Annotated in this window: 24 protein-coding genes; 11 read left to right on the forward strand and 13 right to left on the reverse strand. The window is 72.7% G+C overall.

Annotated features, from left to right (window positions below; translation table 11 throughout):
• Positions 1-74: 74 nt before the first annotated feature.
• A complete protein-coding gene (locus tag E5082_RS09870; protein WP_135790902.1) occupies positions 75-263 on the reverse strand; it encodes a hypothetical protein in 189 nt (62 codons plus the stop codon).
• A 173-nt stretch (positions 264-436) separates the two neighbouring features.
• Between E5082_RS09870 and E5082_RS09875 the strand changes: the two genes are divergently transcribed.
• Positions 437-2446 carry an NPCBM/NEW2 domain-containing protein gene (locus tag E5082_RS09875; RefSeq protein ID WP_135790903.1) on the forward strand — a complete coding sequence of 670 codons (2010 nt, stop codon included), beginning with the start codon at positions 437-439 and terminating at the stop codon, positions 2444-2446.
• Between the two features lie 46 nt (positions 2447-2492).
• On the opposite strand, the gene E5082_RS09880 is transcribed toward E5082_RS09875, so the two are convergent.
• The gene (locus tag E5082_RS09880) at positions 2493-3446 is read right to left on the reverse strand and encodes an ROK family protein (RefSeq protein ID WP_135790904.1); all 954 of its coding nucleotides are present in this window, start codon (positions 3444-3446) and stop codon (positions 2493-2495) included.
• A 216-nt stretch (positions 3447-3662) separates the two neighbouring features.
• Here E5082_RS09880 and E5082_RS09885 point away from each other — a divergent pair, with 216 nt between their 5' ends.
• On the forward strand, positions 3663-4712 hold the full coding sequence (locus E5082_RS09885; RefSeq protein WP_135790905.1) for a LacI family DNA-binding transcriptional regulator: 1050 nt from the start codon (positions 3663-3665) through the stop codon (positions 4710-4712).
• Positions 4713-4717: 5 nt separating this feature from the next.
• Here the strand turns inward: E5082_RS09885 and E5082_RS09890 are convergent, their stop codons facing one another.
• The 5 genes from E5082_RS09890 to E5082_RS09910 all read right to left on the reverse strand — a co-directional run bounded on the left by E5082_RS09890 (position 4718) and on the right by E5082_RS09910 (position 9232).
• Positions 4718-5980, reverse strand: coding sequence for a DUF6986 family protein (locus E5082_RS09890; RefSeq protein ID WP_135790906.1), 1263 nt, complete (start codon positions 5978-5980; stop codon positions 4718-4720).
• Between the two features lie 124 nt (positions 5981-6104).
• Positions 6105-7067 (reverse strand): electron transfer flavoprotein subunit alpha/FixB family protein, encoded by a 963-nt coding sequence (locus tag E5082_RS09895; RefSeq protein ID WP_135790907.1) that lies wholly within the window; start codon positions 7065-7067, stop codon positions 6105-6107.
• Between the two features lie 51 nt (positions 7068-7118).
• Positions 7119-7904 carry an electron transfer flavoprotein subunit beta/FixA family protein gene (locus tag E5082_RS09900; protein WP_135790908.1) on the reverse strand — a complete coding sequence of 262 codons (786 nt, stop codon included), beginning with the start codon at positions 7902-7904 and terminating at the stop codon, positions 7119-7121.
• A 221-nt stretch (positions 7905-8125) separates the two neighbouring features.
• Entirely contained in the window at positions 8126-8635 is a 510-nt protein-coding gene (locus E5082_RS09905) for a flavin reductase family protein (RefSeq protein ID WP_135790909.1), read from the reverse strand.
• A gap of 192 nt (positions 8636-8827) precedes the next feature.
• A complete protein-coding gene (locus E5082_RS09910; RefSeq protein WP_229918802.1) occupies positions 8828-9232 on the reverse strand; it encodes a TlpA family protein disulfide reductase in 405 nt (134 codons plus the stop codon).
• 203 nt (positions 9233-9435) lie between these two features.
• Here E5082_RS09910 and E5082_RS09915 point away from each other — a divergent pair, with 203 nt between their 5' ends.
• On the forward strand, positions 9436-10164 hold the full coding sequence (locus tag E5082_RS09915; protein WP_135790911.1) for a lysophospholipid acyltransferase family protein: 729 nt from the start codon (positions 9436-9438) through the stop codon (positions 10162-10164).
• 66 nt (positions 10165-10230) lie between these two features.
• On the opposite strand, the gene E5082_RS09920 is transcribed toward E5082_RS09915, so the two are convergent.
• From E5082_RS09920 to E5082_RS09930, 3 genes are read right to left on the reverse strand one after another with little or no spacing between them, the layout of a single operon-like run.
• Positions 10231-11301, reverse strand: coding sequence for a threonine aldolase family protein (locus E5082_RS09920; RefSeq protein WP_135790912.1), 1071 nt, complete (start codon positions 11299-11301; stop codon positions 10231-10233).
• Positions 11298-12044 (reverse strand): SDR family oxidoreductase, encoded by a 747-nt coding sequence (locus tag E5082_RS09925; protein WP_135791213.1) that lies wholly within the window; start codon positions 12042-12044, stop codon positions 11298-11300. The genes E5082_RS09920 and E5082_RS09925 overlap by 4 nt, the downstream gene beginning before the upstream one ends.
• A gap of 41 nt (positions 12045-12085) precedes the next feature.
• Positions 12086-13483 carry a DUF6421 family protein gene (locus tag E5082_RS09930; RefSeq protein ID WP_135790913.1) on the reverse strand — a complete coding sequence of 466 codons (1398 nt, stop codon included), beginning with the start codon at positions 13481-13483 and terminating at the stop codon, positions 12086-12088.
• Positions 13484-13824: 341 nt separating this feature from the next.
• Here E5082_RS09930 and E5082_RS09935 point away from each other — a divergent pair, with 341 nt between their 5' ends.
• The gene (locus tag E5082_RS09935; protein ID WP_135790914.1) at positions 13825-14508 is read left to right on the forward strand and encodes a glycerophosphodiester phosphodiesterase; all 684 of its coding nucleotides are present in this window, start codon (positions 13825-13827) and stop codon (positions 14506-14508) included.
• A gap of 12 nt (positions 14509-14520) precedes the next feature.
• On the opposite strand, the gene E5082_RS09940 is transcribed toward E5082_RS09935, so the two are convergent.
• Positions 14521-15057 carry a GNAT family N-acetyltransferase gene (locus E5082_RS09940; protein WP_135790915.1) on the reverse strand — a complete coding sequence of 179 codons (537 nt, stop codon included), beginning with the start codon at positions 15055-15057 and terminating at the stop codon, positions 14521-14523.
• A 68-nt stretch (positions 15058-15125) separates the two neighbouring features.
• On the opposite strand from E5082_RS09940, the gene E5082_RS09945 reads away from it, so the two are divergent.
• Positions 15126-15518, forward strand: coding sequence for a VOC family protein (locus tag E5082_RS09945; RefSeq protein ID WP_135790916.1), 393 nt, complete (start codon positions 15126-15128; stop codon positions 15516-15518).
• A gap of 9 nt (positions 15519-15527) precedes the next feature.
• On the opposite strand, the gene E5082_RS09950 is transcribed toward E5082_RS09945, so the two are convergent.
• A complete protein-coding gene (locus E5082_RS09950) occupies positions 15528-16058 on the reverse strand; it encodes a MarR family winged helix-turn-helix transcriptional regulator (protein WP_135790917.1) in 531 nt (176 codons plus the stop codon).
• Complete coding sequence (locus E5082_RS09955) at positions 16055-17629, reverse strand: FUSC family protein (RefSeq protein ID WP_190045235.1); 1575 nt, start codon at positions 17627-17629, stop codon at positions 16055-16057. Before E5082_RS09955 ends, E5082_RS09950 begins: the two co-directional genes overlap by 4 nt.
• A 175-nt stretch (positions 17630-17804) precedes the next feature.
• On the opposite strand from E5082_RS09955, the gene E5082_RS09960 reads away from it, so the two are divergent.
• The 6 genes from E5082_RS09960 (at position 17805) to E5082_RS09985 (ending at position 22997) form a co-directional block, all read left to right on the forward strand.
• On the forward strand, positions 17805-18350 hold the full coding sequence (locus E5082_RS09960; RefSeq protein WP_135790919.1) for a DUF5134 domain-containing protein: 546 nt from the start codon (positions 17805-17807) through the stop codon (positions 18348-18350).
• Between the two features lie 84 nt (positions 18351-18434).
• Positions 18435-19367: a M56 family metallopeptidase gene (locus tag E5082_RS09965; protein ID WP_135790920.1), complete on the forward strand. Its 933-nt coding sequence runs from the start codon at positions 18435-18437 to the stop codon at positions 19365-19367.
• A 67-nt stretch (positions 19368-19434) separates the two neighbouring features.
• Positions 19435-20076, forward strand: coding sequence for a phosphatase PAP2 family protein (locus E5082_RS09970; RefSeq protein ID WP_229918786.1), 642 nt, complete (start codon positions 19435-19437; stop codon positions 20074-20076).
• Positions 20073-20783, forward strand: a complete 711-nt coding sequence (locus E5082_RS09975) for an HAD family hydrolase (RefSeq protein ID WP_135790922.1) — start codon at positions 20073-20075, stop codon at positions 20781-20783. The genes E5082_RS09970 and E5082_RS09975 overlap by 4 nt, the downstream gene beginning before the upstream one ends.
• Before the next feature lie 114 nt (positions 20784-20897).
• Complete coding sequence (locus E5082_RS09980) at positions 20898-21569, forward strand: TetR/AcrR family transcriptional regulator (RefSeq protein ID WP_135790923.1); 672 nt, start codon at positions 20898-20900, stop codon at positions 21567-21569.
• Positions 21570-21656: 87 nt separating this feature from the next.
• The gene (locus tag E5082_RS09985) at positions 21657-22997 is read left to right on the forward strand and encodes an NAD(P)-binding protein (protein WP_135790924.1); all 1341 of its coding nucleotides are present in this window, start codon (positions 21657-21659) and stop codon (positions 22995-22997) included.
• Positions 22998-23118: the final 121 nt, after the last annotated feature.

Raw genomic sequence — 23118 nt, forward strand, 5'->3', positions numbered from 1 at the left:
TGAGGGCGCACAGCACGGTGCCGGGGCCCCTGGGGCGGGGTCCCCGGCACCGTGCCGACGGTCGGTTCCGGCCGTTACCGGCCGAGCGCGCCCTCGTCCACGTCGAAGCTGTCCTGGCTCACGATGTGGTCGACGGTGCTCAGGGTGTCGTCCACCTTGAGGTCGCTCAGCCCGGCGTTCTCGGCGGCGTGGGACGGAGTGAGGCCGGCCACCACGAATCCGGTGGCGAGGCTGGCGATGGCGAGCATGCTGCGCTTCTTCATGCCGTGATCAACTGCCGGACGGCCCGAGGGGTCACGCTGTACGTATTTCGGCCAGCCGAAGCAACAGGATCGAACGCCGCTGTCCCACCCCTTCCAACAGAGTCGGACACGTTCTACCGTGATCGCGCACCGGTGCCCGTCCCTGTCTGCCGCGAGCCGGAGGAACGTCGACGATGCGTCACCCTCGTCCCCGCACGCACCGCATCCGAGCAGCCGCCTTGTTCCTGACGGCGCTGCTGAGCGCGGGCGGTGTCGCCGCCCCGGCCACGGCCGCGCCCCCTCCCGCGGCGCCTGCCGAGGGCCTGGCGCCCACCCCGCCGATGGGCTTCAACAACTGGAACTCCACGCACTGCCGGGCCGAGTTCAACGAGGACATGGTCAAGGGCATCGCCGACCTCTTCGTGTCCAAGGGCCTCAAGGACGCCGGGTACCAGTACGTCAATCTCGACGACTGCTGGGCGCTCCCCCAGCGCGACGCCGACGGCAGGCTGGTGCCGGACCCGGCCCGCTTCCCGCACGGCATCACGGCGGTCGCGGACTACGTCCACGCCAAGGGTCTGAAGCTCGGTATCTACACCAGCGCGGGCACCAAGACCTGCGACGGCGCGGGCTTCCCCGGCGCGCTGGGCCACGAGGAGAGCGACGCCCGGCAGTTCGCCGACTGGGGCGTGGACTACCTGAAGTACGACAACTGCAACAACCAGGGCGTGGACGCTCGGCAGCGCTACCGCACCATGCGCGACGCCCTGCGGGCCACCGGACGGCCCATCGTCTACAGCATCTGCGAGTGGGGCGAGAACAAGCCCTGGGAGTGGGCCGCCGACGTGGGCCAGCTCTGGCGCACCACCGGGGACATCAGCGACAACTGGGGCTCGATGCTCTCCATCCTCAAGCAGAACCTCCCCCTCGCCCCGTACGCCGGTCCGGGCCACTGGAACGACCCCGACATGCTGGAGGTCGGCAACGGCGGGATGACCGACACCGAGTACCGCTCCCACTTCTCGCTCTGGGCGGTCATGGCGGCCCCGCTGCTCATCGGCACCGACCTGCGCACCGCGTCCCCCGCCACCCTGGACATCCTGGGCAACAAGGAGGTCATCGCGGTCGACCAGGACCCGCTGGGCCGGCAGGGCACGGTGGTCTCCAGCGCGGGCGGGCGCTGGGTGGTCGCCAAGGAGATGGCGGACGGCAGCCGCGCGGTCGCCCTGTTCAACGAGACCGGGACCGCGCAGCGCGTCGCCACCACCGCCGCCGCCGTGGGCCTGCCCCGCGCCCCCGGCTACACCCAGCGGGACCTCTGGCAGCACCGGGACGCCAACACGGCGGGCACCATCGCGGCCACCGTCCCGGCCCACGGCACCGTCCTGCTCCGGGTGTCGGCCGACGGCCACTGGGCCGAGCATCCGCCGGCCGTCGAACTCGGCCTGGACGAAGCCCCGTTCATCGAGCGGGACACCCCGGCCACACTCACCACCAGCGTCACCGACCTGGGCCGCACCCCGGCCCGCGAGGTCTCGGCCGCGCTGACCGGCCCGGACGGCTGGACCGTACGCGCCGTGTCCCCGGCCACGGCGGCCGGCCTGCCGGGCGGGGCTTCCCTGCGCACCCGTTGGCGGGTGACGGCGCCGCAGGGGACGCCGGTGGGGTCGTACGCCTTCTCCCTGCGCGTGCGGTACCGCTCGCCGGCCGGGGAGCGGGTCACCAGTGAGCTGCCGGTGACCGCGTCCGTGGTGGTGCCGCCGCCTGCCGGGTCCTCGTACCTGAGTGATCTGCCGTGGCTGTCCGCCGTCAGCGGGTGGGGGCCGGTGGAGCGGGACACCAGCAACGGGGAGGACGCGGCGGGCGACGGCTCCCCGCTCACCGTCGGCTCCACGGTGTACGCCAAGGGGCTCGGGGTGCACGCGGCCAGTGAGGTCGCCTACTACGCCGGGCGGCACTGCTCGAAGGTCACCGCCCAGGTGGGCGTGGACGACGAGAAGGGCGCGAAGGGCAGCGTGTCGTTCGAGGTCTGGGCGGACGGGGTGAAGGCCGCCTCGACGGGCGTGCTGACCAACGCCGACCCCGCCCGGCCGCTCACCGCCGAGGTCACCGGCGCGCAGGTGGTGCGGCTGGTCGTCACCGACGGGGGCGACGGCATCGACTCCGACCACGCGGACTGGGCGGACGCCCGGCTGAGCTGCTGAACCGGCCGTGGCCACGGGGGTGCCGCCCCGTGGCCACGCGCGGCTGTCAGACTCCGGCGGCGGTGGTGTCCGGCCTGAGGGCCAGCGCGGCGGCCGCCGCCCCGACCAGCCCGGCGTCGGTGCCCATCTGGGCGGGGACCACGGTGAGCCGCTGGACGAAGGAGAGGGTGGCGTAGTCCGCGAGGGCCTTGCGCAGCGGGGCGAACAGCACGTCGCCCGCCTTGCCGACGCCGCCGCCGATCACCGCGATGTCGATCTCGACCAGGGTCGCGGTGGCCGCGATCCCGGCCGCGAGGGCCTGCGCGGCCCGCTCGAAGGAGGCCACGGCGACCGGGTCGCCCCGGCGGGCCGCGTGCGCGACGGCGGCGGCGGAGGTGTCGCCGTCCGGGCCGGGCAGCCAGCCGTCGGCCAGGGCGCGGCGGGCGATGTTGGGGCCGCTGGCCAGGCCCTCCACACAGCCGCGCGCACCGCAGGGGCACGGTTCGCCGTCCAGGTCGACACTGATGTGGCCGATGTGACCGGCGTTGCCGGTGGGGCCGGGGTGCAGCCGGCCGCCGAGGACCAGTCCGCCGCCGACGCCGGTGGAGACCACCATGCACAGGGCGTTGTCGTGGCCGCGCGCGGCGCCCTGCCAGTGCTCGGCGGCGGTGATGGCGACCCCGTCGCCGATCAGCTCGACCGGCAGGCCGCCCGTGGCCGCGCGTACCCGCTCGACCAGCGGGAAGCCGCGCCAGCCCGGCACGTTGACCGGGCTCACGGTGCCCGCCGAGGCGTCCACCGGCCCGGCGCTGCCGATGCCGATCACGGAGGCGCGTCCCCACAACGGCGAGGCGGCGAGGTCGCCGAGCACCTGCCCGACGGCCTGCATGACCGTTTCGCCATCCTGTCGCGCGGGCGTCGGGAGCTGGGTGCGCGCCTGAATCCGGCCATGGCCGTCCACCAGCGCACCGGCGATCTTGGTACCGCCGATGTCCAGGGCCGCCACGAGGTCGGTGTGCATCTGAGTCTGGTCTCCCCGTCGAGCCGTAGCTGGTGATCCGGTGGGCCTCCCCGGCCTGGTCGCGGTGGGGGCGCGGGCCGGGACGGCGGTGGACAGTCTCTCGCGCACCTGACAACGTTGTCCAGGCTCTATGCTCGACGCCACACGCTTGTACCGGCCTTTGATTGCCCGCACCACCCCGCGATACCCCCGGACAACAGGACAGGACACCGCACCGTGCCCGAGACCACCCGCCGAGCAGACCGCGCCAACGGCAGCCGTTACGGCAACCGGCCCACCATGAAGGACGTGGCCGCGCGGGCCGGGGTCGGCCTGAAGACGGTGTCCCGCGTGGTCAACGGCGAGGCGGGCGTCACCCCGGACACCGAGCGGCGGGTCCGGGAAGCGATCGAGGCGCTGGGCTTCCGGCGCAACGACAGCGCGCGGGTGCTGCGCAAGGGCCGTACGGCGAGCATCGGCCTGGTGCTGGAGGACCTCGCGGACCCCTTCTACGGGCCGCTCAGCCGTGCCGTCGAGGAGGTGGCCCGCGCCCACGGGGCGCTGCTCATCAACGGGTCCAGCGCAGAGGACCCGGAGCGCGAACAGGAGTTGGCGCTCGCTCTGTGCGCGCGGCGGGTGGACGGCCTGGTGGTGATCCCGGCCGGGGACGACCACCGCTATCTGGAGCCGGAGATCCGGGCGGGCGTGGCCACGGTGTTCGTGGACCGGCCGGCCGGGGGCATCGACGCGGACGTGGTCCTGTCGGACAACTTCGGCGGCGCCCGTGACGGGGTGGCCCATCTGATCGCGCACGGCCACCGCAGGATCGGCTTCATCGGCGACATGCCCCGCATCCACACGGCCGCCGAGCGGCTGCGCGGCTACCGGGCGGCGATGGAGGAGGCGGGGATACCGGTCGCGGAGGGCTGGATGTCGCTGGGCGCGACCGATCCGGAGCGGGTGCGGCGGGCCACGGAGGAGATGCTCGCCGGGCCCGACCCGGTGACCGCCGTCTTCACCGGCAACAACCGGGTGACGGTCACCGTGATCCGGGTCCTGGCCGAGCGCGACCGGCCGGTCGCCCTGGTCGGGTTCGACGACTTCGAGCTGGCCGACCTGCTCCAGCCGGGCGTGACCGTGGTCGCGCAGGACGCGGCCGCGCTCGGCCGTACCGCCGCCGACCGCCTCTTCCAGCGCCTCGACGGCGCCCCCGGCACCCCGGAACGCATCGAACTGCCGACCCGCCTGATCACGCGGGGCTCCGGGGAGCTGCCCCCGGCGGACTGAGGGCACTACCGGGGCCGGGCCGCCGCCAGGTCTTCCAGCTCGGCCCGGCCGAGCCCGCTCGCGGCTGTCACCTCCGCGCCGTCCAGGGCGCCGCAGTGCAGCCCCCTGAGCAGGTAGCCGCTCAACGCCCGTGCGGTGGCGGGCTCGTCCAGCACATCGCCCCGGGTGCGCGCGGTGTACGCCGCGAGCCGGGCCGCCGCCCGGGCGAACCCCTCGCGGTAGAAGGCGAAGACGGCCGCGTACCGGGTCGGCAGATGGCCGGGATGCATGTCCCAGCCCTGGTGATAGGCGCGGGCCAGGGCGCGGCGGGTGAGCCGGTGGTGCAGCCGCCAGGCGTCGTGGACCTGCTCGGCCGGGCCGACCGGCAGCACGTTGGTGGAGCCGTCCGAGACGCGTACGCCGGTCCCGGCGGCCGCGACCTGCATCACCGCCTTGGCGTGGTCGGCGGCGGGGTGGTCGGGTGCCTGGTGGGCGGCGGAGACCCCTAGGGCGGCGCTGTAGTCGAAGGTGCCGTAGTGCAGTCCGGTGGCCCGGCCCCCGGCCGCCTGGATCATGCGGGCGACCGTGGCGGTGCCGTCCGTGGCGAGGATCGCCTGGCTGGTCTCGATCTGGATCTCGAAGCCGAGCCGCCCGGACTTCAGCCCGTGCGTCCGCTCGAAGGCGTCCAGCACGCGGGCGAACGCCGCGACCTGCTCCGCGTACGTCACCTTCGGCAGCGTCAGGTTCAGCCCCTCGGGCAGGCCGCCTGCCGCCATCAGCCCGGTGAGGAAGACGTCGAGCGTCCGGATGCCCCGCTCGCGCACCCCCGCCTCCATGCACTTCACCCGCACACCGAGGTACGGGGGCGCGTCCTTGGCGAGGAGCCGGGCGGCCCGGGCCGCGTCCTCGTCCTCCTCGGCGTCCGGCCGGTGCCCGTACCCGTCCTCGAAGTCGACCCGCAGGTCTTCCACGGGCTCCCGCTCCAGCTTGGCCCGGACCCGCTCGTACACCGGGCCGGCGAGTTCCCCGTCCAGCCCGAGCACGGCCGCGAACGAGCCCGCGTCCGGGGCGTGTTCGTCGAGCGCGGCCAGCGCCCGGTCGCCCCATTCGCGCACGGTGCCCGCACCGAACACGTCACCGGGCACGTACACGGTGTGCACGGGCTGGCGCGTGCCGGGATCGCCGGGGTACCGGAGCGCCAACTCGGCGTCGACGGGCGCGAGAAGGCCGTCGACCTCCTTGCCGACCTCGCCGCCGAGACTCGTCCTCACTTGCTCCTGCCGACCCATCCCGCATCCTCCGGCCTCAACAAACCGTTGAGGGACGGTATCCAGGGCGATCCGGCGGGTCAACAACAGGGCGAGGCCCCCGGGACCGTGTGGGTTCCGGGGGCCTCGTGCAGCGTCGGAGGGGTCAGCCCTTGCGGTTCTTGACTTCCTCGGTGAGCTGGGGGACGACCTCGAAGAGGTCGCCGACCACGCCGTAGTCGACCAGGTCGAAGATCGGGGCCTCGGGGTCCTTGTTGACCGCGACGATCGTCTTCGAGGTCTGCATGCCGGCGCGGTGCTGGATCGCACCGGAGATACCGTTGGCGATGTAGAGCTGCGGCGAGACCGACTTGCCGGTCTGGCCGACCTGGTTGGTGTGCGGGTACCAGCCGGCGTCGACGGCGGCACGCGAGGCGCCGACGGCGGCACCGAGCGAGTCGGCGAGGGCCTCGATCAGCGCGAAGTTCTCCGCGCCGTTGACGCCACGGCCGCCGGAGACCACGATCGCGGCCTCGGTCAGCTCCGGGCGGCCCGTGGACTCGCGCGGGGTGCGGCCGGTGACCTTGGTGCCGGTCGCCTTGTCGGAGAAGGTCACCGACAGGGCCTCGGCCGCGCCGGCGGCCGGGGCGGCCTCCACGGCGGCCGAGTTCGGCTTGACCGTGATGACCGGGGTGCCCTTGGTGACCTGGGACTTGGTGGTGTACGACGCGGCGAACACCGACTGGGTGGCGACGGGACCCTCGGCCCCGGCCTCCAGGTCGACGGCGTCGGTGATCAGACCGGAGCCGGTGCGCAGCGCCAGACGGGCGGCGATCTCCTTGCCCTCGGCGGAGGACGGGACCAGCACGGCGGCCGGGGAGACGGCCTCGACGGCGGCCTGGAGCGCGTCGACCTTGGGGACGACCAGGTAGTCGGCGTACTCGGACGCGTCGTCGGTGAGTACCTTCACCGCGCCGTGCTCGGCGAGGGCGGCGACGGTGTCGGCGGCGCCGTTGCCCAGGGCGACGGCGACGGGCTCGCCGATGCGGCGGGCCAGCGTCAGCAGCTCCAGGGTGGGCTTGCGGACGGCACCGTCCACGTGGTCGACGTAGACGAGGACTTCAGCCATGGGATTGCTCTCCTGCGTAACGAAGTTGAGGGGCGGTCTGGGCGCGGAGCCTTAGATGAACTTCTGGCCCGCGAGGTACTCGGCGAGCTGCTTGCCGCCCTCGCCCTCGTCCTTGACGATCGTGCCCGCGGTGCGCGCCGGGCGCTCGGTCGCGGCCTCGACCTTGGTCCACGCGCCCTCGAGACCGACCTCCTCCGCCTCGATGCCGAGGTCGGACAGGTCCCAGGACTCCACCGGCTTCTTCTTGGCCGCCATGATGCCCTTGAACGACGGGTAGCGCGCCTCGCCCGACTGGTCCGTCACGGAGACCACGGCCGGCAGGGAGGCCTCGAGCTGCTCGGAGGCGGCGTCGCCGTCACGGCGGCCCTTGACGGTGCCGTCCTCGACCGAGACCTCGGAGAGCAGCGTCACCTGCGGCACGCCCAGACGCTCGGCGACCAGCGCGGGAACGACGCCCATGGTGCCGTCGGTGGAGGCCATGCCGGAGATCACCAGGTCGTAACCGGCCTTCTCGATCGCCTTGGCCAGCACCAGCGAGGTGCCCATGACGTCGGTGCCGTGCAGGTCGTCGTCCTCGACGTGGATCGCCTTGTCGGCGCCCATCGAGAGGGCCTTGCGCAGCGCGTCCTTCGCGTCCTCGGGGCCGACGGTCAGCACGGTGACCTCGGCGTCGTCCGCGTCCTCCGCGATCTGCAGGGCCTGCTCCACCGCGTACTCGTCGAGTTCGGAGAGCAGACCGTCCACGTCGTCGCGGTCGACGGTCAGGTCATCGGCGAAGTGCCGGTCGCCAGTGGCGTCGGGCACGTACTTCACAGTGACAACGATCCTCAAGCTCACGCCGGCTCTCCTACTGCATCGTCTTTTCCGGGCTGCCTCTTGAAGTGCAGCATAGGCGCCTCAAGCGGCCGATCGCGGTCGGGGCGTCCGCGCGCTCCGACCAAAATATTACTCGCCAGTACACCCAGTTCCTGCCCGCTAAGCAAGCGCTTTGAACTGTGACCTTCGCAACGCAGCGTAACCGGAACTCGACGGCTCCACGGAGCCGGGGCCCAACCCTCTCAGTCCCGCAGGGCGTTGAAGCGTCCCTGGTGATAGAGCAGTGGACGGCCGTCGCCGGACGGGTCGCCGAGCAGCACCTCGGCGAGCACGATCCGGTGGTCCCCGGCCGGTACCCGCCCCACGATCCGGCAGACCAGCCAGGCGAGCACGTCGTCCAGCACGGGCACCCGCTCGGGCCCCTCGCGCCACGCGGTGGACGCCCCGAAGCGGTCGGCGCCGCTGCGGGCGAAGGTGGCGGCGAGGTCGCTCTGGTGCTCGGCGAGCAGGTGCACGCCGACGTGGTCGGTGCGCTCGATGGCGGGCCAGCTCGACGCACCGGTACCTATGCCGAAGGAGATCATCGGCGGCTCGGCGGAGACGGAGCTGAGCGAGGTGGCGGTGAAGCCGACCGGGCCGTGCTCGCCGCGCGCGGTGATCACCGCGACACCCGCCGCGTGCCGGCGGAAGACGGAACGCAGCAGGTCCGGCGAGGCGGGCTGACGGGAACCGAGGCCGGAGGTGGCCGTCATGGGGTCGTCCTTCTGCTGACGGGGGCGAGCTGGTGGGGTCCGGTGCTGTTCAACCCCGGCAGCGGGCGCTCCCGAGGCGGACCGGGCCGCTGGGGACGACCTGTCCGGCGAGAAGGTGTTCGATCGGCACCGGGCCAGGCTGACGACAGACGGCGGGCGCAGTCAAGTCGCCGCCTGGGCGCCCGGGAGCGCTCAGCCATCGTGCCGCCCGCCCACGGCCTCGCCGAGCGCCGCGATGACATCGGCCCTGCGTGGCTGCCCCTGGGCGCGCCGCACCACCGCGCCGTCCGCGTCGAGGACGAGCACGGTGGGGGTCTTCACGATGCCGAGTTCGCGGACGAGTTCCAGCCGGGCCTCCGCGTCGATCTCGACGTGTGCGACGCCGGGCACCATCCGGGCGACCTCGGCCAGCGTGCGCCGGGTGGCCCGGCAGGGCGCGCAGAAGGCGGAGGAGAACTGCACGAGGGTGGCCCGCTCCCCCGGTTCGCCGCCGAGTTCGGCCGCCGTCAGCCGCCGTACGTCGTCCGCCCCGCGCACCTGTGTCCTCCACCCTGCCGCCGCCGCGGCGCCGCTCTTCCGATCCGTCCTCAACACCAGCACATCGAGGGCCGAATGGATTCCCTGCCTCCGAAAGAGTGGATCGAGGGCGGACGTGACGAGGATCTCGCCGTTACCGGGCACCAGGACTGGTCACCCGTCCGTTCTTGGGGCACGATCTGCGAGAGCCGTAAACCTACGGCTCCGTAACTTCCCGCCGGGAGCCCCTTTCCCGAGCAGAGCAGAAAGGGACCACCCCGCTTATGGCAGAGCTGGTCTACCGTCCCGTCGTCGGTCTCGCCAAGACGATGTTCAAGGTCTGGGACCTCAAGATCGACTGCCAGGGGTCGGAGAACATCCCGCGCTCCGGTGGCGCCGTGCTGGTGAGCAATCACATCAGCTACCTGGACTTCATCTTCAACGGCCTGGCCGCGCTGCCGCAGAAGCGCCTGGTGCGCTTCATGGCCAAGGAGTCGGTGTTCCGGCACAAGGTGTCCGGTCCACTGATGCGCGGCATGAAGCACATCCCGGTCGACCGCGAGCAGGGCGAGACGGCGTACGCGCACGCGCTGGCGTCGCTGCGCGCCGGGGAGATCGTCGGGGTGTTCCCCGAGGCGACGATCTCGCAGTCCTTCACGCTGAAGGGCTTCAAGACCGGTGCCGCGCGCCTGGCCCAGGAGGCGGGCGTCCCGCTGGTGCCGATGGCGCTGTGGGGCACCCAGCGGCTGTGGACCAAGGGCCAGCCGCGCAACTTCAAGCGCAGCCACACCCCGGTCACCATGCGGGTCGGCGAGGCGCTGGAGGCGTCGCGCGAGCAGTACGCGGGCGCGATCACCCGCCGGCTGCGCGAGCGGGTCCAGGAGCTGCTGGACGCCGCCCAGCGCGCCTACCCGGCCCGCCCGAAGGGCGCCGAGGACTCCTGGTGGCTCCCCGCCCACCTGGGCGGCACGGCCCCGACGAACGAGCAGCTGCGCGCAGCCGAGGCCATCTGAGACGACGACGGCCCGGCCGGACGATTCACCGTCCGGCCGGGCCGTTCGCATGTACCGGCCAGGCCCTCAGCGGGCCATCTCCTCCTTGAGCGCCGCCACGAAGGTGTCGACGTCGTCCTCGGTGGTGTCGAAGGCGCACATCCAGCGGACGTCACCGGCCGCCTCGTCCCAGAAGTAGAAGCGGAACCGCTTCTGCAGCCGGACGCTCACGTCGTGCGGGAGCCGGGCGAAGACACCGTTGGCCTGCACCGGGTGCAGGATCTCCACCCCGTGCACCGCGCGGACGCCCTCGGCGAGCCGCTGGGCCATCTCGTTGGCGTGGCGGGCGTTGCGCAGCCAGAGGTCCTTGGCGAACAGGGCCTCGAGCTGCACCGACACGAAGCGCATCTTGGACGCGAGCTGCATGGACAGCTTGCGCAGATGCTTCATGTGCGAGACGGCGTCCTGGTTGATGACGACGACCGCCTCGCCGAACAGGGCGCCGTTCTTCGTCCCGCCCATCGAGAGGATGTCGACGCCGACCGCGTTGGTGAAGGCCCGCATGGGGACGTTCAGGGAGGCGGCCGCGTTGGATATCCGGGAACCGTCCAGGTGCACCTTCATGCCGCGCGCGTGAGCGTGTTCGCAGATCGCGCGGATCTCGTCGGGCGTGTAGAGGGTGCCCAGCTCGGTGGACTGGGTGATCGAGACGACCTGGGGCATGGCCCGGTGCTCGTCGTCCCAGCCGAACGCCTGCCGGTCGATCAGCTCGGGGGTGAGCTTGCCGTCGGGGGTGGGCACGGTGAGCAGCTTCAGCCCGCCCATCCGCTCGGGCGCACCGCCCTCGTCCACGTTGATGTGCGCGCTCTCGGCGCAGATCACCGCGCCCCAGCGGTCGGTGACCGCCTGGAGCGAGACGACGTTGGCCCCGGTGCCGTTGAACACCGGGAACGCCTCGGCGGTGGCGCCGAAGTGGCTGCGGATGATCCGCTGGAGGTTCTCGGTGTACTCGTCCTCGCCGTACGCGACCTGGTGGCCTCCGTTGGCCAGGGCCACGGCGGCGAGCACCTCGGGGTGCGCCCCGGCGTAGTTGTCGCTGGCGAAACCGCGGACCTGCGGGTCGTGGTGGCGACGGGCGTCGGTCCTGGGAGGGTTCACGGCTTCTCGGTCAGCCACAGACGGTTTCCGTTCAGTTCGGCGGCGGGCCTGCCCCAGACGCCCTCGATGGCCTCGGCCAGCTCCTTGACGTCCGTGAAGCCCGCGAACTTCGCGTTGGGACGCTCCGCGCGCATCGCGTCGTGCACCAGCGCCTTCACCACCAGGATGGCAGCCGCGGCCTTCGGGCCGTCCTCGCCCCCCGCCTTGCGGAAGCCGTCGGCCATGGCCAGCGTCCACGCCTCGGCCGCGGCCTTGGCGGCGGAGTACGCGGCGTTGCCCGCGGTCGGCTTGGACGCGCCGGCGGCGCTGATCAGCAGGTAGCGGCCGTCACCGGCGCGCTGAAGGGCGTCGTAGAAGGCCAGCGAGGTGTGCTGGACGGTGCGGACGAGCAGTTTCTCCAGCAGGTCCCAGTCGGCGAGGTCGGTGTCGTCGAACTTGGCGCCGCCGCGCCAGCCGCCGACCAGGTGGACCAGGCCGTCGACGCGGCCGAACTCCTTCTCGATGCCGGAGGCCCAGGCACGGGTGGAGTCCAGGTCGAGCAGGTCGACCGTCTCACCGGTGACCGTGGCGCCGCCGTTGGCGTAGCGGGCCGCGTCCACGGCCTCCGCCAGCCGGGCGGGGTCGTTGTCCGCGCCGACCACGGTCGCGCCCGCCTCGGCGAGCCTGATCAAGGTGGCCCGGCCTGCTGGTCCGCCCGCACCGGCGACCGCGATCACCGCGCCCCGAAGAGCCCCGTTCTGCATCGTCTTCCCTTCTCCCACTGCCGTCTTGTCCCGGCGGTCGCTCACGCGGCGATCCGCTCGGCGCCGTCCGCCGTGATGCCCTTGGTCTCGGCGATCACATTCTTCAGCTTCTTGGCCAGCGCCTCGTAGAACATGCTCAGGGGAAACTCGTCCGGGAGCACGTCGTCGACCAGCTTGCGCGGGGGCAGGCTCAGGTCGAGGGCGTCGGGGCCCTTGGCCCACTTGGAGCCCGGGTGCGGGGAGAGGTAGGAGGCGACGAGTTCGTACCCGGCGAACCAGTGGACGAGCTTGGGGCGGTCGATGCCGTCGCGGTAGAGCTGCTCGATGTCGGCGCAGAGCTGGTTGGTGACCTGCGGGGCGCGCTCCCAGTCGATGGCGAGTCTGTTGTCGGTCCAGCGGAGCACGTCGTGCTTGTGCAGGTAGGCGAAGAGGAGCTGCCCGCCGAGCCCGTCGTAGTTGCGGACGCGGTCGCCGGTGACCGGGAAGCGGAACATCCGGTCGAAGAGCACGGCGTACTGCACGTCACGGGCCTGCGGGACGCCGTCCGCCTCCAGCTTCACGGCCTCCTTGAAGGCGGTGAGGTCGCAGCGCAGCTCCTCCAGGCCGTACATCCAGAACGGCTGGCGCTGCTTGATCATGAACGGGTCGAACGGCAGGTCGCCGTGGCTGTGGGTGCGGTCGTGGACCATGTCCCAGAGCACGAACGCCTCTTCGCAGCGCTTCTGGTCGTGCACCATCGCGGCGATGTCCTCGGGCAGCTCCAGGCCCAGGATGCCGACCGCGGCGTCGGTGACCCGGCGGAAGCGGGCGGCCTCGCGGTCGCAGAAGATGCCACCCCAGGAGAAACGTTCCGGCGCCTCGCGGACGGCGATGGTCTCCGGGAAGAGGACGGCGGAGTTGGTGTCGTACCCGGCCGTGAAGTCCTCGAAGGTGATGCCGCAGAACAGCGGGTTGTCGTACCGGGTGCGCTCCAGCTCGGCCAGCCAGTCCGGCCAGACCATGCGCAGCACGACCGCCTCGAGATTGCGGTCGGGATTGCCGTTCTGCGTGTACATCGGGAAGACGACCAGGTGCTGGAGACCGTCGGCACGGTTGGCCGCCGGCTGGAAGGCCAGCAGCGAGTCCAGGAAGTCCGGCACCTCGAAGCCGCCCTCGGCCCAGCGGCGCAGGTCGGCCACCAGTGCGCGGTGGTACTCGGCGTCGTGCGGGAGCAGCGGGGAGAGCTGCTCCACCGCGTCCACGACCCGGCCCACGGCCGCCCCCGCCTCGGCCCGCTCGGGGGCGCCCTCGGCCGTGAAGTCGATCGAACCGTCCTTCGACTGCCATGGCCGAATCTGCTCCACCGCGGCCTTGAGGACGGGCCACGCCGGGTGCTCGACCACCCTGGTCAGCGAAGGAACCTGTCCCTCCGGACCGGCCTGCACAAGAATTTCCGTCATGTCCCATCCTCCACGGGAGAACCTCGCGTATGGACACCGTAGGCATACCCCGTTTTGCCGAACAAGAGGGGGGCCGGGAAATTATTCTGCACGGCCGCATGGTCACCGCTGTTTTTCCCGCCTCAAACCGTGACCGCGCTCACTTTCACTGCCGGTGTGGTGACGGTCCGGGTGCGTGACCGAGCATCTCTTTTTGGCCACAGAGCCGCCGGCGCCGCGCCGGGAACTACGCGATCGCCCAGGTGGGGCATCGCCGTTAGGCTGCGAGCCAGGCGTGCGGACGATGACACTCCGTCGGGTCCGCGAAAGCCGATCCGCCGTCGACGGAAGCGAGTTGAACCTTGAACTTCCTTACCATCGGGCACCGTGGGGTCATGGGTGTCGAGCCCGAGAACACGCTCCGTTCCTTCGCCGCCGCCGAGCAGGCCGGGCTGGACCTGATCGAACTCGATCTGCACCTGAGCAAGGACGGTGCGCTGATCGTCATGCACGACGCCGATGTCGACCGCACCACGGACGGCACCGGGCAGATCGCCGAGAAGACTCTCCCGGAGCTGCGCGCCCTGGACGCGGGGCTCGGCGAGCGGGTGCCGGTGTTCGAGGAGGTGCTGGACGCGGTCCGGGCGCCGATCCAGGCCGAGATCAAGGACGTGGCCGCCGCGAAGGCGCTGGCGGAGGTGATGCTCCGGCGCGACCTTGTCTCCCGCGTGGAGGTCATCTCCTTCCACGACGAGGCGCTCGCCGAGATCTCCCGGCTGGTGCCGGGGGTGCGCACCGCGCTGGTGGCCGAGCACTACGGCCCCGAGGTGGCGGACCGCGCGGTCGCGGTCGGCGCGGCGACCCTCTGCCTGGACGTCCGCAGGCTGACGCTGGAGGTCGTGGAGAAGGCCCGCGCGGCGGGCCTGAGGGTCTTCGCCTGGGTGGTGAACACCCAGGACGAGCTGCGGCTGGTGCGCGCCCTCCAGCTGGACGGCGCGACCACCGACCTCCCGGACATCAAGCGCACCGGCCGCTTCACCGCGTAGGCGGCCCCGCCGTCACACCAGGGACTTGACCAGCAGTTCGAAGCGCAGGTCGGGGCGGCGCGGGATGCCGAAGCGCTCATCGCCGTACGGGAACGGGCTCGTCTCACCCGTACGGCGATAGCCCCGGCGCTCGTACCAGCCGATCAGGTCGTCGCGGACCGAGATCACCGTCATGTGCATCTCGGTGGCGCCCCAGTCGGCCCGCGCCAGCCGCTCCGCCTCCGCCATGACCGCTTTGCCGAGGCCTGCCCCCTGCAGGGTGGGGCTCACCGCGAACATGCCGAAGTAGGCGTGCGTGCCCCGGTGTTCGAGCTGGCAGCAGGCGACGATCCGGCCCTCCCGCTCCACCACGAGCAGCCTGCTGTCGGGCGTCTTGATGACCTGGCGCACGCCCTCGGGATCGGTGCGCTGCCCGTCCAGGATGTCCGCCTCGGTGGTCCACCCGGCCCGGCTGGCGTCCCCCCGGTACGCCGACTCGACGAGCGCGACGAGGTCGTCCACGTCGGCGTCGGTGGCGTCGCGGAACGTCGGTCCGGAGGGGGTGTCCATGGGGTGTACTCCGATCTGGGGCGCGGCTGAACAGGGACGAGCCTAGCCGGGCGCTAGGCTCCGCTCGCATGGTGCATGTACTGGGCAGCCGGACCCTCATCCGCCCCACGGACCCCGAGCGTTCCCGTGCCTTCTACGGCGGACAACTGGGGCTCGCCGTATACCGCGAGTTCGGGGAGGGGCCCGAGCGCGGGACCGTCTACTTCCTGGGCGGCGGCTTCCTCGAACTCTCCGGGCGCTCGTCGACGCCACTCGCGCCGTCGGTGCGGCTCTGGCTCCAGGTGCCGGACGCGGCCGCCGCGCACGACGAGCTGCGGGCCGAGGGCGTGGAGATCGGGCGGGCGCCGGTCCGGGAGCCGTGGGGGCTGATCGAGATGTGGATCGCCGACCCCGACGGCATCCCGATCGTGCTGGTGGAGATCCCGGCGGACCATCCACTGCGGTACCGGCCGGGCATCTGACCCGCGGCATCAGCCGCGCAGGGCGCCCAGCCGGCCCTCCAGTCCGTCGAGCAGGCCGGCGAGCAGACCGGACAGCTCCTCCTGGCCGGCGGGGGCCAGTACGGACAACACCGCCTCCTCGTAGGCGAGTTGCTCGGGCAGGATGCCGTCCACCAGGTCGCGTCCGGCGTCGGTGAGGCGGAGGTGGGAGACGCGGCGGTCACGGGTGTCACCGCGCCGCTCGACCAGTCCGCGCTCGGTGAGCTGCTTGACCCGCTTGGTCACGGCCGCGCCGGAGGAGAAGGTCTCCCGTGCCAGCTCCCCCGGCGTCAGCTCGTGCCCGGTGCGGCGCAGCGCGCCGAGCAGGTCGAACTCCGCCCGGCTGAGCCCCGCCCGGCGCAGCGGGGCGTCCTCGGCCTGCTGGAGGAGGGCGGCGCAGCGGTTGATCCGGCCGATGACCTCCATGGGCCCGGTGTCCAGCGAGGGGTGCACGGCATGCCACTGCCGGACGACCGAGGCGACGGTGTCCGTCCTCGGGTGCTGGTTTCCCGTGTCCGTCATGGCCGCGTGTCCTCCGTGGTGCCGTGTCGGTCCTGCTTCAAGGGTGCGACTGCCCGGTGTCGTACCGCCGCCGCGAGCGTACGGTGTCCGGCCTGCTCGGCGAGCGCGAGGCGTTCCGCGGGGAAGGGCCGCTGCCACCACTCCCCCTGCGCGGCGGCGGTGGTGGCCCGCAGGTCGGTGAGCGCCAGGGCGAGGGCGCGACGGGCGGCCGGCAGGGCATGGGGCGCCGGGTGGGTCAGCAGGTGCTCGGTGTGCGCGCCGGCGTTCTCGACGGCGGTCAGGGCGTCGTGCACGCGGTCGCCGGCCCGCCGGTTGGTGACCAGCACGGCGGCGGCGAGCCCGGCCAGCGCACCGACCAGGGTGTCCAGCACCCGCTGGGTGATCAGCGTGCCGGGGTCCTGGAGGTGGGTGAACTCGGTGATGAGCAGGGCCATGGGGGTCACGCAGACCGAGCCGAGCCAGTAGTTGCGGGCGATGAGCGCTTCCGCGCCGAAGCTGCACGCCAGGCAGCACAGGACCAGCGTGACGGGGTGGAGGTGGGTCAGCGGGGTGAGTGCGGCGAAGAGGAGCACGCCCAGGAGGTTGCCCACGACGCGCTGGACGCTCCGGTTCCAGGTGAGGGTGACGTTGGCCTGGTAGAGGGAGGCGGCGGTGACCAGGGCCCAGTAAGGGCGTCCCACGCCGAGGGAGAGGGCGGCCAGACCGGCCAGCGCGCAGCCCAGGGCGGTGCGGCTGGCTATGGGGGCCAGATGCTTGAAGGGGATGCGGGCGTGGCGGGGGTACGGGACGGCCGGGTGGGTGGTTTCCGCTTGCGGTACCGGTCCGGTGCCGCGCAAGGCCTGGGCCCAGACGCGCAGCCGGCCGGGGTCGGCGTCGGCGGTCTCGGCGCTGAGCAGCAGGTTCTCCAGGGCTCGCCGGGTGGTGTCGGGGCGGACGCCGGGGGAACGGAGGGCCTGCCAGGCGGTGTGCAGGGCCGGGTGGGCGGGCGCGTGGCCCTGGTCGGCGAGGTCGGCGGCCGCGTTGAGGGCCGCGGCGACGGCCCGGCGCTCGGGCCCGTGCGGTCGGAGCACTCCGGGGGCCATGCAGACGAGCCAGGACCAGGCTCCGGCGGCGAGAGTGAGGCCGAGGTGGGCGGGGACCTGGCCGGGGGTCTGCGGGATGAAAAGGGCGGCGGAGCTGATGAAGGTGACGACCACGTTGCCGGGCGGTCCGACGCGGGTGGACTCGCAGACCGTCTTCTGCGCGGCGGCCAGCAGGGCGCCGACGAGCACCAGGACGACGGGGCCGGGGGCGAGCGCCGAGGCGAGCAGGGCGACCGCGAGCCCGGCCGTCATGCCGAGCACGACCCCGGTGAGGACGCGGGCGCGGGCCGCGTAGGGGCGCTGGTGGCCGTAGAGCGCGCAGAGGGAGCCGGCCATCGTGTAGAGGGCGAGGTCGAGGCGGCCGAGAGCCAGCAGGAGGAGGTTGGGCGGGGCCGTCGACACGACCACGCTGAGCGCGGGCTTGAACCAGATGGCGGAGGGTCCCTGGAGGCGGAGCGCCTGGGTGAGGGGGAGGCGACGGCTGCTCATACGTATAATTTAACAGGTATTTCACCAGTAAAAGATTTGTCGCGGTCCGGCATCCGCCCTGATCACACGCCGTGCTCCGGCGAACGCTCCCCGTACACCCCCTTGCGCTCGCGTGCGCTGCGCGTGGCGTGGGCATCGCATCCCTCGACATGGCGTCGAACGGGGGTGGTTGCGCGTGCACGGACCGGTGTCACCGGCCTGGCTGCTGGTCGCGCTGTGCGCGGCGACCGGCGCCTACTGCCTGCTGCGGATGCGCAGCGGGGTCGAGGAGCAGCGCCGCGCGGCGGGCGGCGAGGCGCTGATGGGCTTCGGGATGGCGGCGATGGCGGTACCGGCCGCGGTGTTCGCCCCGCCGCGCTGGGTGTGGCCGCTGTACGCCGCCGTCTTCGGGCTGGCCGCGCTCCGCGCGCTGTGGTCGGCGCGGCAGAGCGCCCACCATCTGCACCACCTGCTGGGCAGTACGGCGATGGTGTACATGGCGGTACTGATGGCCGCGGCCCCGGCTCACCACCATCACGGGGGCGGCTCCGGGCCGGCCTGGCTGACGGGCGCGCTGCTGCTCTACTTCACCGGCTACGTCCTGCTGACCGGCGCCCGTCTGGTGCCGGTGACCGTACGGGGCGGCCCCGGCTCGGTGCGGTGGGGCGACCGGCCCGAGCTGTCCCGGGTGTGCCGGCTGTCGATGGGGATAGGCATGCTGGCGATGCTTCTGACGATGTGACACCTCAAGCGGCGTGCGGCGCTTGGGAGTTGCCTGCGTCACTTCGGCGCCGGTGAGTGGTCCGGTGCTCATAGGGTGCTGCCCATGAACGTCCCCGTGGCACTGCTGCTGCTCGGCATCCTGACCTCCGTCGCCGCCCCGCGCCTGCTGGCCCGGGCCGACTGGCCGGACCGGGAGCCGGTGGTGGCGCTGTGGGCCTGGCAGTGTGTGGTGGCCGCCGTCCTGCTGTGCTGCGGGCTGTCGATGACCCTGAGCGCGGCGGCGGCCTGGCAGGAGGTGCGCGGGCATCTGTTCAGCGGGGCCCCGCACGGGGTCGTCGAGGCGTACGCCCTCGGCGCGGCGGGTCCCTGGGCGGCGCCGACCGCCGTGACGCTCGCCTGCGGAGGGCTGTGGACCCTGGCGATGCTGGCCGGCGAGGTGCGGCGCGCGCGGCGCCGCCGACGGGTGAGCCGGACCGAACTCCTGCGGCGGGCGCCCGTGTTGCCGGGCGAGGAGCCTGGCGGACGCCTGGTGGTCCTGGAGGGCGACCGCCCGGACGCCTACTGGCTCCCCGGTGCCACGCCCCGGCTCGTCGTCACCACGGCCGCGCTCCGCCGCCTCAAGGGCAGCCGCCTGGACGCCCTGCTCGCCCACGAACAGGACCACGCCCGCTTCCGCCACGACTGGCTGCTGCACTGCTCCGCCGCCCTGGCCGGCGGCTTCCCCCAGGTCCCGGTGTTCGCCGCCTTCCGCGACGAGATGCACCGCCTGGTCGAACTGGCCGCCGACGACACCGCCTCCCGCCGCTTCGGCCGCGTCACCACCGCCCTCGCCCTGGTCGACCTCAACGAGGACCGAGGAGTCTTCGGCCCCTCTCCCACCCCGCACGCCCAGCTCCCCCAGCGCGTCAACCGCCTCCTCGCGGCCCCGCCCCGCCTTCCGGCCCCCCAGCGCCTCCGCCTGACGGCAACGGCCGCCCTGGTACCGGCACTTCCGGTGATCGTCGCTTTCGTTCCGGGGTTGCGGGCGTTGCATTAGGGTCTGGCACCCCCCCGCGCCGACGCGTCGGATGCCGCCCCGGCCCCTCACCGGCGAAGATCCCCCCATGCCCCGCCGATCCCCTCGAACCACCCTCCTCCTGGCCCTCCCCTCCGCCCTCCTCCTGGCCCTCGTCGCCACCCACTGGTCCCCCCTCCTCACCCTGGACGAGGACATCGCGCGCACCACCCACCGCTGGGCAGTGAGTGACTGGGGCATCACGCAGGTCTTCCGGTTACTGACCGACTGGGTCTGGGACCCGGTGACCATGCGGCTGCTCTGTGCCGGAGTCGCCCTGTGGCTGGTGTGGCGAAGGGCGGCCTGGTGGACGGCACTGTGGCTGCTGGCCACCTGCGCTGTCGCGGCCGTGGTGCAGCAGGCCGTGAAGGCGGGGGTCGGGCGGCCGCGCCCGGTGTGGCCCGACCCCGTGGACAGCGCGCGGTTCGCCGCGTTCCCGTCCGGCCATGCCATGACGGCCACGGTGGTGTGCGGGTTGCTCCTCTGGCTGATCCGTGAACACGGTGTGCACGGCCCCCGTTGGTACGGCGCGGTCGCCGTGGCCCTCGTCTCCGTACTCGGCGTCGGCCTCACGCGGATCTGGCTGGGCGTGCACTGGTTCTCGGACGTGCTCGGGGGCTGGCTGTTCGGGGCGTTGGTGGTGGCCGGTGCCGTGCTGGTGCACGGGTACAGGAGTAAGGTCCGCCCATGACCGCTGTGTTGTTCGACTTCTCGGGCACGCTGTGCCGCATAGAGTCCACCGAGTCCTGGCTCCGCGCCACCCTCGCGGCGACCGGCACCCGGATGGCGGAGCCCCAACTCATCGAAGCGGCGACCGCGTTGGAGACCGCGGGTGCGCTGCCCGGCGGTGCCGAACCGACCGCCGTCCCGGAGGAGCTGGCCGCGGCCTGGGACGAGCGGGACCTCGACGCGGCGTCGCACCGAGCCGCGTACACCGGCCTCTCCCGGCAGGTGCCCCTGCCCGCGGACGCCCTCCACGACGCGCTGTACGACCGCGCCGTGACTCCCGCCGCCTGGACCCCGTACCCCGACGCGCCCCAAGTCCTTGAAGAACTGCGCCGACGCGGAATCGCCGTCGGCATCGTCAGCAACATCGGCTGGGACCTGCGCCCGGTCTTCCGGCAGTACGGGCTCGACAAGTACGTGGACGCGTACGTGCTGTCCTACGAGCACGGCGTGCGCAAGCCCGACGCCCGACTCTTCGCCGCCGCCTGCGCCGAGTTGGGGGTGGAACCCGAGCACACGCTGATGGTCGGCGACAGCAGGGCCGCCGACGGCGGCGCCGCCGCGCTCGGCTGCCGGGTGCACTTCGTGGACCATCTGCCGGTGCGTGAACGCCCGGACGCCCTGCTGCCCGTGCTGGACCTGCCGGAAAGCGCGGAACTGCCGCCCGCCTGAGGCGCTCCCCCGCGGCGCTCAGACGAACGGCAGCCCTGAAAAGGCCCCGCGCGGTGCGGTGCCCCATGCCGTGAGTATAGTTGGCTGACAGCCAGTCAACGCAGGAGTTCGACAATGTCCCCGCGCAGCGCCTCGGTCAATGAAGAGCTGCGGCGGCGTTCGCGCGAGCGGCTCCTGCAGGCAGCGGTCGAACTGGTGGACGAGCGCGGGTTCGAGGCGACGACCCTCGGCGACATCGCGGACCGCGCCGGATCGGCGCGCGGACTGGTCTCGTACTACTTCCCCGGCAAGCGCCGGCTCGTGCAGTCCGCCGTGCACCGGCTGATGCATCGCACGCTGGAGGAGGCGCTGGAGCGGGAGCCGCGTACGGAGGACGGGCGGGAGCGGCTGGCCCGTGCCATCGACGCGATCCTGGGCCTGGCGCGGGAGCATCCGGTGCTCATGCGCCAGCACATGGCGGGCCTGCTGCACGAGGAGGGCTTCGTACAGTGCCCGGAGCAGCAGCGCCTCTCCGAACTCCTCGGCGACACGATCGCCCGCGGCGGCGCCGCCGACGTCACGGCCGGCTACCCGATGCTCCGGGCGCTGCTGATGGGCGCGGTCTACGCCGCACTGGTACCGGGGGTGCCCATGCCGATCCCCGTCCTGCGAGCGGAGCTGTTCGAGCGCTACGGGCTCGACGGGGAGCTGGGCCGGCCACCGGGCGGCGACACGGACGCCGAGCCCGGCCGGGGCGACCTGTCCCGCTTCTTCGCCACGGAGAAGCAGCCGGACGAAGGCGAGTAGCGCGCCCTCCCTGCCGACCCCGCCGCGCGGTGCCATGCTGGAGCCGTCAGGGCTGTCACCCGATGCCCTCGGGGTGAGGAGTACGCCGTGCTGCGTGTCGCCGTCGTCGGGTCCGGACCGAGCGGGTGCTACACCGCGCAGAACCTGGTGGAGCGCCACCCCGACGTGCACGTGGACGTGCTGGACCGGCTGCCGGCCCCCTTCGGGCTGGTGCGGTACGGCGTCGCCCCGGACCACGAGAAGATCAAGTCGCTCCAGGGCAGCCTCCGGACGGTGCTGGAGCACGACCGGGTCCGGTTCCTGGGCGGGGTCGGGGTCGGCGGTCCGGACGGGGTGCCGGTGGAGCGGCTGCGGGAGCTGTACCACGCGGTGGTGTACTGCGTGGGCGCGGCGGCGGGCCGACCGCTGGGCATTCCGGGCGAGGAACTGCCGGGGAGCTGGTCGGCGTCGGAGTTCGTGTCCTGGTACAGCGCGCATCCGGACGCGGCGGACGAGGGTTTCCTGCGCGACGTGCGCTCGGCGGTGGTCGTCGGAGTCGGCAATGTGGCCGTCGACGTGACGCGGATGCTGATGCGCGGCGCGGCCGAGCTGCACGGGACGGACATGCCGCAGGCGGCGCTGGAGATGCTGACCGGGGGCGGGGTCGGCGAGGTGCTGATGGCCGGACGGCGCGGGCCCACGCAGGCGCGGTTCACCACCAAGGAGCTGAGGGAGCTGGGGCATCTGCCGGGCGTCGGCGTCTCGGTCGACCCGGCGGAGCTGGCGCTGGACCCCGGATTCGCGGACCTCTCGGCGCTGCCGCCCGCCCAGCGGCGTAACGCCGAGGTGCTGCGCGACTGGGCCGCCGTCTCTCCCCCGGACACCGACCGGACGATCCGCCTGCGGTTCTTCCTGCGTCCGGTGGAGGTACTGGAGGCGGACGGCCGGGTGGGCGGGGTCCGTTTCGAGCGCACCGCGCCGGACGGGCAGGGCGGGGTGCGGGGCACGGGCGTGTTCGAGGACGTCCCCGCGCAGCTGGTGCTCCGTTCGGTGGGTTACCTGGGGATGCCGCCAAAGGGGCTGCCGTCCGACCCGGTGACAGGGACGGTGCCGCATCTGGCGGGCCGGGTGCTGAGCGACGGCGTGCCGGTGCCGGGTGAGTACGTGGCCGGGTGGATCAAGCGCGGCCCGACCGGCGTCATCGGGAGCAACCGTTCCTGTGCCAAGGAGACGGTGACCTCGCTGCTGGAGGACGTCCCCGCGCTGAAGTCCCGTGTGGTGCCCAAGGACCCGCTGCCGGGGCTGCGGGCTGCGGGCACCGACCCGGTGGCGTGGCGGGGCTGGCTGGCGATCGAGCGGGCCGAGGCGGAACTGGGCGCGAGCCTGGGCCGGAACCGGGTCAAGCTGTCCGACTGGGACGCGCTCTGGGCGGCGGCGCGGTCGGAGTAACGCGGTGGAGGGTGTCCCCACCGTTCACATGGGCATGACACACAGCGGCAACGCACCGGAAATCAACAAATTGTTCAAGGCGCCTACGGTCTCGTGCTGTCCGGTTGCCGCTCCCCGCCCG

It is taken from the genome of Streptomyces griseoluteus (assembly GCF_004784465.1).
In the GTDB taxonomy this organism is placed as follows: Bacteria; Actinomycetota; Actinomycetes; order Streptomycetales; family Streptomycetaceae; genus Streptomyces; species Streptomyces griseoluteus.